Below are 18,384 nucleotides of genomic sequence, written 5' to 3'. Positions count from 1 at the left end.
TATTTATATACTAACATAGCAAAAAACTTTCTTATTTTTGGAATATTTGATAAAATAGAACGAGACGACAATCGAAGCACGAAAAGGTAGGGATGGTGTATGAGAGTATTTCTCGATTTAATGTGGTTTTTTAAACAAGAAAAAAAAGCATACATAATCGGCATTATATTACTTGCGATCGTTTCATTGCTTGAGCTCGTTCCCCCAAAAGTAATTGGGCATGTTGTGGATGCTGTAAAAGCAGGAGAACTGACGAAAGAAAAGCTGATTATGTGGTTAAGCTTGCTTGCAGGTGTTGCGCTTTGTATGTACGTTTGTCGTTACGTTTGGCGGACGATGATTTTTGGCTCAGCAGCAAAGCTCGCCCGGTTGTTGCGCGATCGGCTATATGAGCACTTTACGATGATGTCGCCGTCATTTTACCAAAATCGCCGCATCGGTGATTTAATGGCGCATGCGACAAACGATTTACAAGCGATTCAACAAACAGCAGGTGTTGGCGTCTTGACGCTTGTTGACTCATTATGCATTGGGGGCTTTGTCATCGCGACAATGGCGTTAACAATTAGCTGGAAACTGACGCTTATTTGTTTATTGCCGATGCCGCTTATGGCGTATTTAACAAGCTATTACGGTTCTTTGCTTCATCAACGGTTCCATTATGCGCAAGAGGCGTTTTCTGCTTTAAACGATAAAGTACAAGAGAGTATCGCTGGAATCAAAGTAATAAAAACGTTTGGACAAGAAAAAGAAGAAATTGAATCGTTTCGAGCGCAAGTTGATGACGTCGTTCGAAAAAATATGGCAGTTGCTCGCATTGATTCGTTGTTTGATCCAACGATTTCGCTCATTGTCGGCGTGTCGTTTTTTTTATCGATTGTTTTTGGGGCGCGTTTTGTCGTTCAAGGAGAGCTAACGATTGGACAGCTCGTTTCTTTTACGATGTATTTAGGACTGCTCATTTGGCCGATGTTAGCATTTGGATGGTTGTTTAATATTGTCGAACGCGGTCGGGCTTCGTATGATCGGGTGTCATCATTGTTGCGAGAAAAACCGGATATACAAGGAGACGATGGGTTGCTTGATGAAGTGCCGACAGGTGACATCACATATGACATTCGTTCCTTTACGTATCCGAATGAAACGGAACCGATATTGCAACACATTCAGTTTACGTTAAAGAAAGGGGAAACGTTAGGAATTGTCGGGAAAACAGGAGCCGGAAAGACAACGCTTTTAAAAGTGTTGCTGCGGGAGTTTGTTGGAATAGATGGAGACGTGTATTTTGGTGGACATTCGATCACGCAATATCGGTTAGAACGATTGCGTGAAGCGATTGGCTATGTCCCGCAAGATCATTTTCTTTTTTCTGCTTCCATCCGAGATAATATTGCGTTCGCTCGCCCTGATGCAAGTCAAGAAGAAGTGGAACGGGTCGCTAAACTCGCTCAAGTGCATGATGATATTATGCAGTTTCCAGAAGGATATGAAACGGTCGTTGGCGAAAGAGGCGTTTCTTTATCTGGAGGACAAAAACAACGGTTGTCGATTGCTCGTGCGCTGTTGCTTAATCCAGAAGTGCTCATTTTAGATGATTCGCTATCGGCTGTAGATGCACAAACAGAGGAGCGTATTTTGCAGTCATTGAAAGAAAATCGTGCGGGAAAGACGACAATGATTGCGACACATCGGTTAAGTGCCATTCAACATGCACATCTCATTTTAGTGCTTGAAGATGGAAAAATTGTTCAACGTGGCACGCATGACGAGCTCGTTGCACAAGACGGATGGTATCGGGATATGTACGTTCGTCAACAGCTCGAACAATTTGTGGAACGTGGGGGTGCGCAATGAAATCAAATATGAATCAACGACAAGTGTTTATGCGACTGATGGGCTATACTGCACCACATCGAAAGTCGTTGTTGTTCGCTTTTTTTCTTTTAGCGTTAACGACTGCTGGAGACGTACTTGGTCCGATCATTGTAAAAATTTTTATTGACGATTATTTAGCGCAGATGACATTTCCGCTTCAAGCAATGATCGGACTAGCGACAGCGTATATCATGATTCATATCGGAAAAGTGTTTCTTTCTTATTTTCAATTATTAAAGTTCCAAGAGATTGCATTAAAAATCATTCAACAATTGCGCATAGACGTGTTTGCGAAAGTGCAATCATTAGGAATGCGTTACTTTGATCGCACGCCAGCTGGAAGCATCGTTTCACGAGTGACAAATGATACAGAAGCCATTAAAGAAATGTTTGTTGAAGTGCTTGTCACGTTTATTCAAAGTGCTTTTTTCTTAGTCGGCGTGTTTGTCGCAATGTTTTTGCTTGATGTCCGATTAGCTGCTTTTTGTTTAGTCATTTTACCGACCATTTATTTTATTATCCGTACGTATCGGAAGTACAGTTCGGTGTTTTATAGCGATTTACGCGAACGTTTAAGTCAACTCAATGCGAAATTAAATGAGTCACTTCAAGGAATGGCGATCATTCAAGCGTTCCGTCAACAAAAGCGGATGAAAGAGCAATTCGGAGTCATTAATGAAAAACATTATACGGCAGCGATGAAAAATATTAAACTAGATAGTTTATTGCTTCGTCCAGCAACAGACTTAGTTTATGTGTTTTCGCTCATTGTTGTGTTAAGTTACTTCGGTATTTCTTCCTTTCAAAGTCCAGTTGAAATTGGAGTGTTATACGCTTTTGTCAATTATTTAGAGCGTTTTTTTGAACCGATTAACCAAATGATGATGCGGCTATCGATGTTTCAACAAGCGCTCGTTGCTTCCTCACGTGTATTTCAATTGTTAGATGAACAAGAAGAAGAACCGAAACAAGCTGAAAAACCGCTCGTGATTGAAAAAGGGACGGTTGAATTTCGTAACGTATCGTTTAGTTATGATGGAAAACGGGATGTGCTAAAAAACATTTCGTTTATTGCTCGGCCTGGGGAGACCGTCGCGCTTGTCGGTCATACCGGAAGCGGAAAAAGCTCAATTATTCAACTGCTCATGCGTTTTTATGAGTTTGAACGTGGTGATATTTTGATTGATGGTCATTCGATTAAAGAGTATCCAAAGAGAGAGTTGCGGAAACATATCGGCCTTGTGCTTCAAGACCCGTTTTTGTTTTATGGGACGGTACGAGATAACATTCGGCTCCATCATCAACATTTGACGGATGAACATATTGAGCAAGCTGCCAAATTCGTTCAAGCTCATGCGTTTATTGAAAAGTTGCCAAAAGGGTATGATCATCCCGTGACAGAGAGAGGGACGACGTTCTCAAGCGGCCAGCGTCAGCTCATTGCGTTTGCTCGTACAATTGCGATGAACCCAAAAATATTAGTGCTTGATGAAGCGACTGCAAACATTGATACAGAAACAGAAGAAGCGATTCAACAAGCGCTTGAAAAGATGAGAAAAGGGCGAACAACGATTGCCATTGCCCATCGCTTATCAACAATTCAGGATGCAGATCAAATTCTTGTCTTGCATCAAGGGGAAATCGTCGAGCGCGGCACTCATCAGCAATTGCTTGCAAAACGAGGATTGTATTATCGCATGTACGTATTGCAAAATGGGGTAACGGAAGATATATGTATATAGGAGAATAAGTCTGAACCGCCACGCTTTATGTGGCGGTTTCACAATGTACGATTTCGCCTAATTTCAGCACACGTAGTTGTTCGTTCGGAAAGTTGCGACGTTTCCATTCAGCATAAAGGCGCTCTAACGCTTCTTTTGGTGTATCGTCAGCTAGCGGAAATGTGCCATAATGCATCGGAATAAATGTTTTCGCCCGGCAATCGACAAATGCTTGAACGGCTTCTTCAGGGGTAACGTGTTGAGGCCCCATAAACCACTCGGGTTCATATGCACCAATCGGCAATAAAGCGTAATCGATATGGAAACGTTCCCCAATATCGCGAAATCCATGAAAATATCCGCTATCCCCTGCAAAATAAAACGTCGGTTTATCTTTTGCTTCAATCACCCATCCACCCCAATGGGACGTATTTGTATCAAATAACGTTCGCTTCGACCAATGTTGTGCAGGAACGAATGTGAATGAAACATCTCGTTCGACAACGGTGTCCCACCAATTGCATTCCACAACATGCTCGAACCCTCTTTTCAGAAAGGATGAACGTAACCCGCTCGGTACAAGAATGAGTGGGTTTCCTTTCAGTTTTTTAATGCTCGCAAAATGTAGGTGATCGTAGTGACTATGAGAAATTAATATGACGTCAACGGGAGGTACATCGTCAATCGACAGAGCGGGCTCCGTTAGTCTGCGGATCGTTCCTAATCGTTTTGCCCACACAGGATCTGTAACAATCGTCAATCCGTTTATTTGAATAATGAATGTCGCATGCCCTATCCATGTGAGTAGTGTTTGCCCCGTATTTGTATGTAGCAACGAAGGTTGAATATGTTCGCAAGGCAAAGTATATGACCAATCTTTCTTTTTTTGTCTTCTTTCCGCATACCATTTCCGCAAGTCAGCAAACGATTTCGTTGTTGGGACGCCACCTAAATTTTCATATCGCTTTCTCATTTTTTCTCCTCCAATATGGGTGTTTCATTCAAATATGCGACTCTGTTATATACAAAATCCCCTTGTTATATAACATAATTTCACTCCTTTTTTTGCTTGTATAAATCAAAAATGTGTTTATGTTTGATTTTTGTCACATCCCTTTTTTGAATTTTTTTATAAAATAAAGAACGATTGACGAATGAGGGGGGATTCGATGTCTATTTTACCAAAAACAAATGAATTAGGGTTTTTTGAAATACGTCTAGAGTCTATCGGGGGATTAGGTGCGAATTTAGCGGGGAAAATGCTTGCAGAAGTAGGGGCGCTCGGGCATGGATTAAATGCTGCAAACTTTTCAACATACGGTTCTGAGAAGAAAGGATCGCCTGTGAAAAGTTATATTCGCTTTTGTGATGAGCATGTACACATTCGCGATCATAGTCCGATTGAACAACCGCATGTCATCGGGGTTTTCCATGAATCTCTTTATAAAATGGTTGATGTCATTAGTGGATTGCGACCAGATGGCATTGTGCTCGTTAATTCCGTGAGAAGTGCTGAGCATATTCGTCGCGATCTACGCTTGTCATACGGAACACTCGCGATTGTCGATGCGCTTGGAATTGCGGTAGAGGAAAAAACAAAAGTGAATACAGCTATGCTCGGGGCATTATTTCGCATTTGTCACTTTCTTGATCCCGAGAAAATGAAGCAAGTGATTCGTAAAACGTTTGAAAAAAAATATCCACACCTCGTTGAGGCAAATATTCGTACATTTGAACGTGGATATGAAGAAGTTCGTTTTTATAAGAGTGAAGACGCTTTATTAGAAACAGGAAAGCCGTTCTCTCGTCCGTATCCTTTGTTTGGTTATGAGACACAAACGATCGGTGGAGTCATTATAACAAACGGCAATAGCGTATGGAAAGACTTAAGCGGCTCTCGACAAGGGTTTCTGCCGAAATGGGAGGAAAAAGATTGCATTCATTGTGCCGCCTGCGACACCGTTTGTCCAGATTTTTGTTTCGTGTGGGAAGAAGGAGAAGATCGTAAAGGAAGAAAACAAATGTTTTTAAAAGGAATTGACTATCAATATTGTAAAGGCTGTTTAAAATGTGTAGAAGCATGTCCAACGAGTGCGTTAACGCCATATCGTGAACAAATTGGCTTTGCCGAGACTCATACGGTAAAGCGAATGAGAGTGTGAAAGGAGGAAAACACATATGGAACAAGTAGTCGCATTTGAGTCTGGGAATGAGATGGCGGCCCTTGCTGCTGCACAAATCAATTATCATCTCATGGGATATTTTCCAATTACACCTTCAACAGAAATTGCTCAACTATTAGATCAAATGAAAGCGCGCGGGGAACATGATATTATACTTATTCCTGCCGATGGAGAACATGGATCCGCAGGGATTTGTTATGGTGCGACAGTCATGGGCGCTCGCGTATTTAATGCAACAAGTGCAAATGGCCTCATGTATATGTTAGAACAGTTGCCTGTTCAATCGGGGACACGTTTTCCGATGGTCATGAATTTAGTGACTCGTTCGATTAGTGGGCCATTAGATATTCGCGGGGACCATTCGGACTTATATTTTGCTTTAAATACAGGTTGGGTCATTTTAACAGCACGCACTCCGCAAGCAGTATATGATATGAATATTATGGCTTTAAAAATTGCCGAGCATGAGGATGTACGTTTGCCAGTTATTGTGGCATACGACGGATTTTTCACATCGCACCAAAAACGAAAAGTTCAATATTTTAAAGATCGTCAAGTTGTTCAAACGTTTATCGGGGAGCGACCAACTCATTTTCCGAACGCATCCGATCCAACAAAACCAGTGACAATTGGTGCACATATGAATGGAGATGATTTAATTAATAATCATTATCAACAATCAGAAGCGTTATATCGGGCAGCTCATGTGTTTCAACAAGTGGCGAAAGAATATGCGCAATTGTCAGGACGAGAATATCCTTTTGTTGATTTGTATAAAATGGAAGATGCAGAAGTGGCGTTATTTTTAATTAATTCAGCAGCAGAAACAGCAAAAGATGTTGTCGATCAATTGCGAGCAAAAGGGATAAAGGCAGGTGTCATGAGCCCGAATATGATTCGTCCGTTTCCGAGTGAAGCCATCCGACAAGCATGTAAACATGTAAAAGTGCTTCTTGTCGGTGAACGTGCCGACTCATACGGGGCGCACGGAGGAAATATGACACATGAAATTAAATCCGCATTAAAGGAAGATCCACACAATCAAACGATTGTTTTAACGCGCATTTTTGGGCTTGGTGGAAAAGATTTTTACCCTGATGACGCGAAATCATTTTTTAATATTGCTTTACAAACTTTAGAAAAAGGTTTCGCTGAAAAGCCATTTGACTATTTTGGACATGTACCAGGGGATCCAAAACAGAAATGGGAACAAGCCATCGAGCCAATGTATGGTGATGCATTTAAAAGCGGACTTATTCAAGTGATTGAAGATGAAGAGACGAAAAGATTAAAAGTAAAAGTTCCTCCGCTTCGAGCGTTAACGTCAAAACCAAAACGGTTAGCTCCAGGTCACGGTGCATGTCCAGGGTGTGGGATTTTCCCAGGTCTCGAGTTGTTTTTTAAAGGAATTGAAGGGGATGTTGTCGTTTTATTTCAAACCGGTTGTGCTTACGTGGTCACAACGGCTTATCCGTACAGTTCGCATAAGCAAACGATGATTCATAATTTATTCCAAAATGGTCCAGCCACATTATCTGGGGCTGTAGAAGCGTTTTTTGAGATGAAACGCCGTGGAGATATTCAAATTTCTGATGATATCACGTTTGTTATGGTGACAGGCGACGGTGGCATGGATATTGGCATGGGATCAGCAATTGGCACAGCACTTCGTAACCATAAACTGATTATGCTAGAGTACGATAATGAAGGATATATGAATACAGGTTCGCAAATGTCGTATTCGACGCCGATTGGACATATGACAAGTACAACAGGCATTGGGAAAGTACAGAAAGGAAAAGCGTTTCATCATAAAGATACGCCGCAAATTATGGCGGCTACAAATATTCCATACGTGTTTACGGCAACAGAAGCGTTTCCACAAGATTTAATTAAAAAAGCGGCAAAAGCCCAGTGGTATGCTCAACATGAAGGAACAGCGTACGGTAAACTACTTATTACATGTCCGTTAAACTGGAAATCAGAAGAGCGATACGGGGAAAAAATCATGAAAGCAGCGGTAGATTCATGCTTTTTCCCGCTATACGAAGTAGAACGTGGAAAAACAACGATTACGTACGATCCAGAAGAAAAAAATAAGCGTATTCCGTTGCAAGAATGGTTAAAATATATGGGCAAGGCGAAACATCTGTTAAAAGAAGAAAATCGGGAATTGCTCATTGCTTTCGAACAAGAAGTAGAACGAAGATGGAGACGTTTAAAAGCAATGCACGAACATCCGGGTTTATAAAAGTGTCATGAAAATAGAACTGGGCATGACTATGCTCCGTTCTATTTTTTATTGTGTACATATTGATTATAATAGGTGTATGAAACAAAAGAGCGGAGACGTAATGGACAATATACGAATACATTATAGTAAAAATGATTGGAGAGAAGAATGGTGGAAGATGTTATCCATCAACATGCAGAGCAGCTGAAGCGTTGGGAAGAAAAACAGAAAGAAATTTTGCAAGAACTTATTGAAAATCAACAAAAAATTCAGCAACAAAACGCTTTATATTATAACGAAAAGGAAGAAGAGCGCATCATTGACCGATATTACGAACACATCGATCATCAAACGGATGGAAAGTTGTTATTTCAAGCGTATCACGATTTAATAAAACGGACGCACATTCGACGCATTCCATATTTTTTAAGCAAAGATTACTATTTGTACACATGGGTCGATTTGCAACCAGACGGAACAGTAAAAAGCATTTATTCAGGAAAAAAGAAAGATCCACGTACAATTATTTTACAAGATTACGAGATCATTCAAAAGCGATATGAACAATTTGTTCAGCTTGTAAAAAAGGCAAAAAAAGGCGAACTCGATTTTAATCAAAAAATAAAATTGGTTGATCAACAATTGAAATTTAATGCCGAACATGTCGTGCCGCAATCATGGTTTGGAGCGAAGGAACCGATGAAAGGGGATTTGCATCATTTATTCGTTTGCGAACCACGCTGCAATTCGATTCGTTCCAATTTTCCTTATGCCGATTTTCCGTTTTATGAACCTGAGTTGCCGAATGAAATCATTCAAAATGATTGTGGCGTGGCATACGGGGAACATTTCGAACCTGAACACGGAAAAGGAGCAGTAGCGCGAGCGATGTTGTATTTTCTTGTTCGTTATCCGCGAGCAATCAAACAGTCGTTTATTGACCAAATTAATATTTCGCTACTCATTCAATGGCATAAACAGTTTCCAGTTACAATGTATGAAAAACATCGTAACGCAGCCATTTTCCGCATTCAAGGCAATCGTAATCCGTTCATCGATAAACCACATCTTGTTGAAGAGCTCTATTTTTCAATTGGACGTAAAAGTGGTTAGGCGTTCGCACACATCGTTCCCTTTTTCATATGCTGTATTACAGTTTATGAAAAGGGGAAGAGGACGATGGGTGTGGAGTTAACAGCGTTACATTGGATTTACGTCTCGTTTATTTGTATCATTATCGCATTAATGATTTGGCGTAAAGATACATCTTTAGCTTGTATGGTAGGCATTTTTTTGTTAGCGATTACAGCGACAGGATCTTTACCGCTCTCTATTAGCACCATTTTTAAAAGTTTTGTTTACGCGATCACAGAACTTCTTCCGACTATTCTTGTCATATCGATTATTGTATCCATGAGTAAGTTACTGACGATTACCGGAATGAATGAAGTGATGATTGCGCCGTTTGCGAAATTCATTCGGACACCAACGCTAGCTTATTGGACGATCGGGATATTAATGATGGTGATCTCATGGTTTTTCTGGCCATCTCCTGCGGTGGCGTTACTTGGAGCGGTGTTGTTGCCCGTTGCCGTTCGCGTCGGCTTACCGGCATTAGGTGTAGCGATGGCGATGAATTTATTCGGGCACGGCATTGCACTATCAGGTGATTTTATTATTCAAGGAGCACCGAAATTAACAGCAGACGCAGCGGGGATTCCTGTTTCCGACGTCATTTCAGCAAGCATTCCTCTCGTTTTTATCATGGGGATCGTCACCGTGACAACCGCATTTTTCTTATTGCGTCGAGATGTAAAAAAAGGTAACATTCCACAAAGCGAAGCCGTTTCGATCGAAGAAAACGAAGTGCAGTCTCACTTATTAACGAGAAGGATGAAAACAACATTTGCGTTTCTCATCCCCATTTTATTTGGATTAGATGTTGTAGCGATGTACTATTTTCAATTGCAAGGTGGAGATGCAACGGCATTAATTGGTGGAACAGCGATTTTCATTTTATCTCTTTTATCAGTCGTTGCATATAAAAAGAAAAGTTTAGAACAAATTACAGATTTGTTCATTCAAGGATTTCAATTTGGGTTTAAAGTGTTCGGTCCGGTCATTCCGATTGCCGCTTTCTTCTACTTAGGAGATTCAGGATTTCAAACAATTATAGGAGAGTTTTTACCAAAACAGTCGCATGGTATTGTGAATGACTTAGGTGTTGCTTTATCTAGTGTCGTTCCATTAAGCAAAGAGGTAGGAGCGATTACGTTAATAGGAGTAGGAGCGATTACCGGATTGGATGGATCAGGTTTTTCAGGCATTTCTCTTGTTGGTTCTATTGCCAAATTGTTTGCAACGGCAATCGGAACAGGAATTGCTACATTAACAGCACTTGGTCAAATTGCAGCCATTTGGGTTGGTGGAGGAACATTAGTGCCTTGGGCGCTTATTCCGGCGGCAGCCATTTGTGGCGTGAGTCCATTTGAATTAGCAAGACGAAATGTCGTGCCGGTGGTTACAGGATTGATTGTCACGACAATTGTTGCTATGTTTCTAATTTAATTGTAATTGTAAGGAACTGACTCCGGGGAGATACATGAAGTTATTGATAGGTATAGGGTAGGGTGTCCCACCATTTCTTGGGACACTCTTTTTTTGTGTTATGAAAAATAACATGTAAATAAAAATTTTCAAAAAAATGTTGCATTTCTGTTTCTTTGTGTAATATATTATAACCATAAATGTTATAAAAAATAACACAAAGGAGAGATGAGTATGAACGAAGTACAGTTGAGTTTAGCTCTTGATTCACTTTGGGTCATGTTAGGTGCCATTTTAGTCATTGGAATGCAAGTCGGATTTGCTTTGTTAGAAGCTGGGTCAACACGAATGAAAAACGCAGGTCATGTCGCTGGGAAACAAATATTAAGTTTTGCGATTGCATCACTTGCGTTTTGGGCAGCAGGTTTCGCAATTACATTCGGAAAAGGGAATGGATTCATTGGCACAGAAGGATGGTTTTTAAAAGAAGGAACAGAGACGTTTTCTTCACTTTCGTGGGCAAATGTTCCACTTGAGTTGAAATTTCTATTTCAACTTGCCTTTGTTGGTGTATCTTTAGCGATCGCGTGGGGAGGATTTGCTGAGCGAGCAAAACTATCTGTTTACTTTATTTTTGGAACGATTTTCACGATCGCCATTTATCCAGTCATCGGTCATTGGGTATGGGGAGGCGGTTGGCTCGGAGAAATGGGAATGCAAGATTTCGCGGGCTCGACGGTTGTCCATTTACAGGGAGCGATTGCAGCACTCATTGCGACAATGTTGTTAGGGCCGCGCATTGGCAAGTTTAATAAAGATGGGACACCGAATTACATCCCGGGACACAATCAAGTATACACAGTCATTGGTGGCTTCGTATTATGGATCGGTTGGTTTGGGTTTAATGCGGGAAGCACAATGGGAACTGCAGATGGATTTTTCGGTTATGTAGCGTTAACGACAAATATTGCGGCAGCAGCTGGCGCGATCGCTTCCATTTTGACGGCAAAATGGCTCGTTGGAAAAGCGGATATTCCAGCCATGGTCAACGGTGTATTAGCAGCTCTCGTTGCGATTACAGCAGCATGTGCATTTGTTGAGCCATGGGCAGCTGCAGTCATTGGTGCCGTTGCGGGCTCGTTTACATTTTGGACGTCTGTATATTTTGAGCGAAAAGGCATTGACGATCCGATTTACGCGTTTTCAGTTCATGGTATCGCCGGTATTATTGGTACGATTTCAACGGGCTTTTTTGCTTCACCACGTTTAGTAGAGATCACAGGAATTGGAAAACCGGGATTGTTTTATGGTGGAGGAACTGATCAACTTATCGTTCAAACAGTCGGCGTTTTAGGTGCAGCGTTGTACGTGGCGATTGTCTCATTTATTGTTTTATATACTTTAAAAAAGACGATCGGCTTACGAGTGACGCCTGAACAAGAAATTTCTGGACTTGATATTAGTGAGCATGGTTCATATGGGTATCCAGAACAATTAGATTCAGCTTATAAACAAACGACAACAGTCGTTTCATCTCGTTCGTCATGAAGATGGTGATGTCATGAATAATTTTGAAGCAATCATCGTTCGAGCGGAACAATGCAACAATATGTCAGAATTGAAGCAACTTCACGATGAAGTTGCTTTTCTCCTCTCCTCTTTTTCAATTTCTTTTTCCTGTATATTTGAAGTATACGATATGCTTTGTATGTGCCACGATGCATTTATGAAACAGGCGCTGTCGTTAGCTGAACGGGAGGTTGATCGAAAAGGAATTGGCAAAAAGCCCTCGTCTTTCTGTTGGTTTGTGATGGGGAGCAGCGGACGGAAGGAGCCGACCATTTGGACAGATCAAGATAACGGAGTAATTTTTTCATGCTTTTGCAATGAAAAAGAAGAATGTTACGTATATATGCGTGAGTATGCGCGCATTGGTGTTCTTTTTTTGAATGAAATAGGGTATCCATATTGTAGTGGGTATGTTATGGCAACAAATAGAAGATGGCTAAAAGAAGCAGATGATTGGAATGAACAAATTGACAAATATGTAGCAAACGAACATATAGATGATATTCGTTATTTATCTATGTTAGCTGATATGCGTCCGATTTACGGTGAGTATGCACTTGCTAATCAGCTGAAAACGACATTGTATAAAAAGATTGCGGCGACTTTTTCTTTACGTAGTCGAATGATTGATAGCGTTCGTATTCCTTTTGTGCCGATTGGACCTTTTGGACGGGTGTACGTCGAACGTTGGGGGGAGAAAAGCGGCATGGTTGATATAAAGCAAGGGGGATATGTTCAGCTCAATTATATGTTAAAATGGGTTGCTGTTCAAAAACAATTTATTGATGTACATTCAACATTTGAGCGATTAACGTGTTGGTATGATGAAAATGGTTGTTCACAACAGCAATTTGAACGCATAAAAGAGGCACTTGAGACGTTTTTATATTTCCGTTTACGTTGTTCGTTAGAAGGGACTAATTTAGTCATTCATCATTTATCGAAAGAAGAAAAAAAGCGACTAAAAAGAGCGCTAGCAGTGGCCAAACGAGTACAACGTGATGCAAGGAAGTGGGTGTGATTGATGGAGCGACCGTTTCAATGGATCAGTCGCATACTATCGCTTGGTCTTCGATACGATCAAGCAACAGCGGTCGGTCCAGCTTTTCAACAAGAGGCGTGGATTCGAAAAATAATGAAAGAAGCAAAGAAGCATACGTATTCGCTCGAAACGCCGCTTTCTGACGTGACGTTTATTTTATTAGATACAGAGACAACAGGTTTTTCTCCACAAAGGGGAGATGAAATTTTTTCACTTGCAGCCTTAAAAACAAAAAACGGTGACCCACTTGATTTATATTGTTCCAACTTCCGACCAAAACGTCGCATTCCCGAACATGTTGAGGTGCTTACAGGGATAACAAACGACGATGTTGCATGCGCTCCGTTATTAGAGGAGGAAATTCATCATATTCTTTCTTTTTTGAACCATGGCATTTTACTCGGTTATCATATTCAGCATGATGTGGCGTTTTTAAATGAATTTTTATCACGAAATTATCGTACAGTTTTACAACAAACAACAATAGAAATGAGAAAAATTATGGAATGTATATATCACGACTCATTTCCGACGCTTGATGATGCTCTTTCATTTTATCATCTAACTCCGATTGATCGTCATACAGCAAAAGGAGATGTCATGAGTTTATTTGAAATGTGGAAGCGAGTGTTTATAGAGTTGCAACAGTTACAAATTGATACGTTGCACGACTTATATACATTACTTAGTCAATGTTCGTAAACGAGCGTTGACTTTTTTTGCGAAAAATTATACAATTTGATTAACTTATATGAACATATATTCATATATTGAAAGAGAGGGAATCGTATGGAACATCAATATGAGCAGTTAGATGAAGAAACGCTTTTCATCGTATCACAAACATTTAAAGCGTTAAGTGACCCGACACGTATTCGTATTTTACATTTACTTTCATCTGGCGAGTTTTCAGTAACTGAAATTGCGAATCGGTTGTCACTTTTACAATCGACTGTATCCCACCAACTTCGATTTTTGAAAAACTTACGTCTCGTTAAATATCGGAGGGAAGGAACGACACTATATTATTCGCATGATGATGAACATGTTTTGCACATTCTTGAACAAACGATTCGCCATGCGCGCGATCATTAGGAGGGAATCAAATGAAAGAGTATGAAATCAAAGGATTAACATGCGCTAATTGTGCGCGGGCATTAGAAGAACAAATTCAGTCACTTCCATATGGTGACGGAGCAACGTTGAACTATAATAGCGGAAAATTACGCGTACATGAACGCATCGATTTAGAAAAAGTACGGACGATTTTAGCGACAGATGGGGCATATATAGCAGACGATGAACAGACGCAAAAAAAACGAAATCCGCTCCTCTATCTCGTAGGTGCCTCTCTTGTTCTTTTTTTGATGGCGCTTGTGCTTGAGCATTTGGACATAGATGGTGCGAGCATTGTTATTTATATGACTGCGATAGCACTGAGCGGATATAAAACATTCGTTAAAGGATTAAAAAATATCATTCGTTTTCGTTTTAATATGGATACGTTAATGACGATTGCTTTAATCGGCGCATTTGGAATCGGTGAGTGGAAGGAAGCGGCTGTCGTTGCTATTTTATTTGGTATTAACGAATATTTAGAAGGACTAGGGATGGAACGAGCGCGTCGCTCGCTTGATATGCTGCTGAAACAAGCGCCAAAAGAAGCACTTCTTATATCGAACGGAAACATGCGTGTCGTTTCCATTGATTCGCTACAAGTTGGCGATGTGGTGGTTGTTCGCCCTGGTGAAAAAATTCCCTCAGACGGTGTCGTTATTGAGGGGAAAAGCTCTGTGAATGAAGCAGCGATTACAGGCGAAGCTATGCCGATCGAAAAAGAATTAGGAATGAACGTGTACGGCGGAAGTGTAAATAATGAAGGGGTGTTACACGTTCAAATTACAAAACAATATAAAGACAGCTCTTTGGCGAAAATTTTACATCTTGTACAAGAAGCGCAAGAAACAAAAACACCACTTGAATTGTTTATTCATCGTTTTGCAAAATATTATACTCCCTTTATTATGGTTGTTTCGTTATTCGTCATACTCGTTCCACCGTTATGGTTTGAAGCGTCTTGGCATGATTCGTTATATCAAGGGTTAGCTGTATTAATTGTCGGATGTCCTTGCGCCCTTATTTTATCTTCCCCGATTGCTTTGCTAGCGGGTATGACGCGCAACGCGAAGAACGGCGTGTTAGTGAAAGGTGGCGTTCATTTAGAAACACTTGGACGCGTACGTACGATTGCTTTTGATAAAACAGGAACAATAACAAAAGGAAAGCCACACGTAACAAATGTGATTGCATATAGCGATGAAAATGAACTGCTTTATATTGCTGCGTCTTTAGAAAGTGTATCTTCCCATCCGCTTGCACAGGCCATTGTCCAAAAAGCAAAGCAACATCATATTGCATACAAACAACCAGAACAAGTCGAAACACGAACAGGAAGCGGTATGGAGGGAAAAGTCGATGGGATATGGTATCGTATCGGAAACGAAAGAATGTTTGATCACCAATTGTTTACCGAACAAATTCAACAAGATGCAGAAAAGTTAAAATGTGAAGGGCGTACGATTGTTTTTGTCGCAGATGAACAACGTATACTTGGTTTATTTGGTATCGCTGATGAAATACGTGAAGAGAGTAAAAAGATCATTCAGCAACTACACCGTATTGGTATTCGGCGCACGGTCATGTTAACAGGAGATCACGAAAAAACAGCTAAACAAGTTGCTAAACAAGTTGGAGTGACACATACATTCGCAAAACTTCTTCCGGAACAAAAAGTAGAAAAAATAAAGGAGTTAATGAAAACAGATATAGTGGCAATGGTAGGAGATGGAATGAATGACGCCCCTGCCCTTGCTCATGCTCACGTTGGGATCGCGATGGGGAAAGGAACAGATAGCGCCATTGAAACTGCTGATGTCGTGCTTATGCAAGATCATCTCGAGAAATTGCCAGAGGCGATTGTTATTGCCCGGCGTGTAAATCGCACCATTCGTTTAAATATCGCAATCGCCCTTTCGTTAAAGGCAACGGCGCTACTATTAACCATTCCAGGTTGGTTAACATTATGGATCGCCATTTTATCGGATATGGGGGCAACGATTTTTGTTAGCATACTGAGCTTATTCATTTTATGGGAAAAGCGCACGATTTAAAGTTGTGCGCTTTTCTAAAAAAAGTATATTATTCAGAAATATTAGAAACGTTGTTGATTTTTTCACCGTTTTTAGTGAAAATGAAGATAGAACTTTAACAACAAAGAGGTTGAATAAAATGATGCAAGCAATCGCTGTTATGGACCCGAACGGAAAAATTTTAGGAGCGGATGAACATTTTCTTCGCCATTTTTATCATCTTCGTGTGAATCGAGAGCTGTTAAAAAAGTTGATTCATGATGCACAACATGGTCGCATCGTTTCGTATGATATTTTGAAGGAAGATGAGCGTAAAAATATATATGTTCAAGCCACCGCTCTATGTAACAAAACAGGTATGCTACAAGCCATCGTTGTGACGTATCGTGACGCACCGTTTATTGATATGCGTCTCACTTCTTCTATGGCTTCAATGGCGTCTGAATTTACATTTATTTTATCATCAGAAGGTGAAATTACATACGTTTCACCAAGCGCTCAACACGTGCTAAAATGCGCAGAAGAAGTGTGTAACCATGAGTTGTTTTCTTTCGTTCATCATGATGACATCCCGCTTTTGATGGAAAAATTACATACGATTTACGCGACAAAAGAGAAAGAAACAACTGTTGAATGTCGTTGGCGAACACACAAAGGGCATTTCATATGGATTGATATGCATGCTCAGCCGTTACTAAATGAAAAAAATGAGATAGAACACGTGATTGTTGTGGCAAAAGATATTACAAAATGGAAATGTTGTGAGGAAGAACTGATCAAATTAAAACATTTCGATTCGCTAACTAATATTCCAAACCGCTTTTATTTTGAAACGTATGTGCAACACATGATTCAAAAAATGCGTCCATTTGCATTATGCTACATTGATTTTGACAAAATTAAGTGGATTAACGATCGTTTTTCATATCAAGCAGGGGACTTTTTTTTACAAGAGGCGGTTCGTCGCATTCAGCAACATTTGCAACAAGAAGACTTTTTTGCTCGTATCGGTGGCGATGAGTTTGTCATTGTGTTACATGATGTCAACAAAGAGACGATGGTTGCGCGCATGGACCATTTGCTTCAATCGTTTGTAGAGCCATTTCGATATAAAGAGCATCTCATCCAATCAGGTCTTTCTATTGGGGTGACGTTCTCTCCGCAAGATGGTACGGATTTAGACACGTTGCTGAAACAAGCCGACCAAGCGCTTTGCTATGCGAAGGAACGTGGGAAAGGGTATCACTTTTATCACCCTCAACAAAATCGAAAAACGATGATTGAACAAGAATTACCGCTTGCGTTATTGAACAATCAGTTTTATTTATGTTATCAACCGAAAGTGTCGTTAGATAATAAATCAATTATGGGGGTCGAGGCGCTCATGCGTTGGACACACCCGACGCTCGGAGTGATCTCGCCATTGGAGTTTATCCCAATTGCTGAGAAAAACGGCTTCATTTTTGAAATTACAACATGGGTGTTAAAAGAAGCGTGCCAACAAGTAAAACAATGGAAAACTCATTTTCCGACATTAAAGCTCGCAGTAAACTTATCACCATTTTTACTCAATCGAAAAGAATTTGTGATGCATGTGAAAAATATTTTGCAAGAAACACAGTTTCCACCTAACTATTTAATTTTAGAAATAACGGAAAGCGGATTAATGGAAAACATCGAAACAGGAAAACATATTTTAACAGAGTTAAAACAGATCGGCATTCAAGTTGCGATTGACGATTTTGGTACCGGCTTTTCATCGCTTGCTTATATTCGCAATTTGCCTGTTTCGTTATTAAAAATCGATCGTTCATTTATTCGCGATATTACCGACAATTCGAAAGATGCAACGATCGTCGATACAATTATTCATCTCGCTAAAAGTTTAGATTTACAAGTGCTCGCTGAAGGGGTAGAACGCGACGATCAAGTCTCTTTATTACAGAAGATGGATTGTGATTTTGCCCAAGGGTTTTACTTTAGTCAATCGTTAGAAGCAGAAAAGTTACTTCAATGGCTTGAACAACATAATCAATCGAAAGAGGCGCTACATTAGCGTCTCTTT

General features: G+C 40.4%; 13 protein-coding genes. 12 read left to right on the top strand and 1 reads right to left on the bottom strand.

Annotation, left to right across the window (positions count from 1 at the left end):
• Positions 1-99: 99 nt before the first annotated feature.
• Both BO219_RS03770 and BO219_RS03765 read left to right on the top strand, forming a co-directional pair.
• Entirely contained in the window at positions 100-1,854 is a 1,755-nt protein-coding gene (locus BO219_RS03770) for an ABC transporter transmembrane domain-containing protein (RefSeq protein WP_077428452.1), read from the top strand.
• A complete protein-coding gene (locus BO219_RS03765) occupies positions 1,851-3,617 on the top strand; it encodes an ABC transporter ATP-binding protein (protein WP_077428451.1) in 1,767 nt (588 codons plus the stop codon). The genes BO219_RS03770 and BO219_RS03765 overlap by 4 nt, the downstream gene beginning before the upstream one ends.
• 25 nt (positions 3,618-3,642) lie before the next feature.
• Here BO219_RS03765 and BO219_RS03760 read toward each other — a convergent pair whose 3' ends face one another.
• A complete protein-coding gene (locus BO219_RS03760) occupies positions 3,643-4,569 on the bottom strand; it encodes an MBL fold metallo-hydrolase (RefSeq protein ID WP_077428450.1) in 927 nt (308 codons plus the stop codon).
• A gap of 196 nt (positions 4,570-4,765) precedes the next feature.
• Here BO219_RS03760 and BO219_RS03755 point away from each other — a divergent pair, with 196 nt between their 5' ends.
• From BO219_RS03755 to BO219_RS03710, 10 genes are all read left to right on the top strand, one after another.
• A complete protein-coding gene (locus BO219_RS03755; RefSeq protein WP_077428449.1) occupies positions 4,766-5,758 on the top strand; it encodes a 2-oxoacid:acceptor oxidoreductase family protein in 993 nt (330 codons plus the stop codon).
• Between the two features lie 16 nt (positions 5,759-5,774).
• Positions 5,775-8,030 carry a thiamine pyrophosphate-dependent enzyme gene (locus BO219_RS03750; RefSeq protein ID WP_077428448.1) on the top strand — a complete coding sequence of 752 codons (2,256 nt, stop codon included), beginning with the start codon at positions 5,775-5,777 and terminating at the stop codon, positions 8,028-8,030.
• A gap of 150 nt (positions 8,031-8,180) precedes the next feature.
• Positions 8,181-9,125 carry an endonuclease I family protein gene (locus BO219_RS03745; RefSeq protein WP_077428447.1) on the top strand — a complete coding sequence of 315 codons (945 nt, stop codon included), beginning with the start codon at positions 8,181-8,183 and terminating at the stop codon, positions 9,123-9,125.
• 66 nt (positions 9,126-9,191) lie between these two features.
• Positions 9,192-10,580 (top strand): hypothetical protein, encoded by a 1,389-nt coding sequence (locus BO219_RS03740; RefSeq protein WP_077428446.1) that lies wholly within the window; start codon positions 9,192-9,194, stop codon positions 10,578-10,580.
• 213 nt (positions 10,581-10,793) lie between these two features.
• Positions 10,794-12,107: an ammonium transporter gene (locus BO219_RS03735; RefSeq protein WP_077428445.1), complete on the top strand. Its 1,314-nt coding sequence runs from the start codon at positions 10,794-10,796 to the stop codon at positions 12,105-12,107.
• 13 nt (positions 12,108-12,120) lie between these two features.
• A complete protein-coding gene (locus tag BO219_RS03730) occupies positions 12,121-13,149 on the top strand; it encodes a DUF294 nucleotidyltransferase-like domain-containing protein (RefSeq protein ID WP_077428444.1) in 1,029 nt (342 codons plus the stop codon).
• A gap of 3 nt (positions 13,150-13,152) precedes the next feature.
• A complete protein-coding gene (locus BO219_RS03725; protein WP_004890245.1) occupies positions 13,153-13,872 on the top strand; it encodes an exonuclease domain-containing protein in 720 nt (239 codons plus the stop codon).
• 87 nt (positions 13,873-13,959) lie between these two features.
• Complete coding sequence (locus BO219_RS03720) at positions 13,960-14,265, top strand: ArsR/SmtB family transcription factor (RefSeq protein WP_004890247.1); 306 nt, start codon at positions 13,960-13,962, stop codon at positions 14,263-14,265.
• Between the two features lie 11 nt (positions 14,266-14,276).
• Positions 14,277-16,340 (top strand): heavy metal translocating P-type ATPase, encoded by a 2,064-nt coding sequence (locus tag BO219_RS03715; RefSeq protein WP_077428443.1) that lies wholly within the window; start codon positions 14,277-14,279, stop codon positions 16,338-16,340.
• Between the two features lie 118 nt (positions 16,341-16,458).
• Positions 16,459-18,375, top strand: coding sequence for a sensor domain-containing protein (locus BO219_RS03710; RefSeq protein WP_226373754.1), 1,917 nt, complete (start codon positions 16,459-16,461; stop codon positions 18,373-18,375).
• Positions 18,376-18,384 lie beyond the last annotated feature (9 nt).

The organism is Anoxybacillus kestanbolensis, assembly GCF_001996285.1.
GTDB classification, from domain to species: Bacteria; Bacillota; Bacilli; order Bacillales; family Anoxybacillaceae; genus Anoxybacillus; species Anoxybacillus kestanbolensis_A.
Note: the sequence above shows the minus strand (reverse complement) of the source record. Positions and strands in the feature narration are given on the sequence as shown.

Excerpts from the sequence above, each read along its gene's own strand:
- BO219_RS03745 (WP_077428447.1), top strand. The coding sequence starts at position 8,181 with ATGGTGGAAGATGTTATCCATCAACATGCAGAGCAGCTGAAGCGTTGG.
- BO219_RS03710 (WP_226373754.1), top strand. The coding sequence starts at position 16,459 with ATGATGCAAGCAATCGCTGTTATGGACCCGAACGGAAAAATTTTAGGA.
- BO219_RS03770 (WP_077428452.1), top strand. The coding sequence starts at position 100 with ATGAGAGTATTTCTCGATTTAATGTGGTTTTTTAAACAAGAAAAAAAA.
- BO219_RS03730 (WP_077428444.1), top strand. The coding sequence starts at position 12,121 with ATGAATAATTTTGAAGCAATCATCGTTCGAGCGGAACAATGCAACAAT.
- BO219_RS03735 (WP_077428445.1), top strand. The coding sequence starts at position 10,794 with ATGAACGAAGTACAGTTGAGTTTAGCTCTTGATTCACTTTGGGTCATG.
- BO219_RS03750 (WP_077428448.1), top strand. The coding sequence starts at position 5,775 with ATGGAACAAGTAGTCGCATTTGAGTCTGGGAATGAGATGGCGGCCCTT.
- BO219_RS03765 (WP_077428451.1), top strand. The coding sequence starts at position 1,851 with ATGAAATCAAATATGAATCAACGACAAGTGTTTATGCGACTGATGGGC.
- BO219_RS03755 (WP_077428449.1), top strand. The coding sequence starts at position 4,766 with ATGTCTATTTTACCAAAAACAAATGAATTAGGGTTTTTTGAAATACGT.
- BO219_RS03740 (WP_077428446.1), top strand. The coding sequence starts at position 9,192 with ATGGGTGTGGAGTTAACAGCGTTACATTGGATTTACGTCTCGTTTATT.
- BO219_RS03715 (WP_077428443.1), top strand. The coding sequence starts at position 14,277 with ATGAAAGAGTATGAAATCAAAGGATTAACATGCGCTAATTGTGCGCGG.
- BO219_RS03760 (WP_077428450.1), bottom strand. The coding sequence starts at position 4,569 with ATGAGAAAGCGATATGAAAATTTAGGTGGCGTCCCAACAACGAAATCG.
- BO219_RS03725 (WP_004890245.1), top strand. The coding sequence starts at position 13,153 with ATGGAGCGACCGTTTCAATGGATCAGTCGCATACTATCGCTTGGTCTT.
- BO219_RS03720 (WP_004890247.1), top strand. The coding sequence starts at position 13,960 with ATGGAACATCAATATGAGCAGTTAGATGAAGAAACGCTTTTCATCGTA.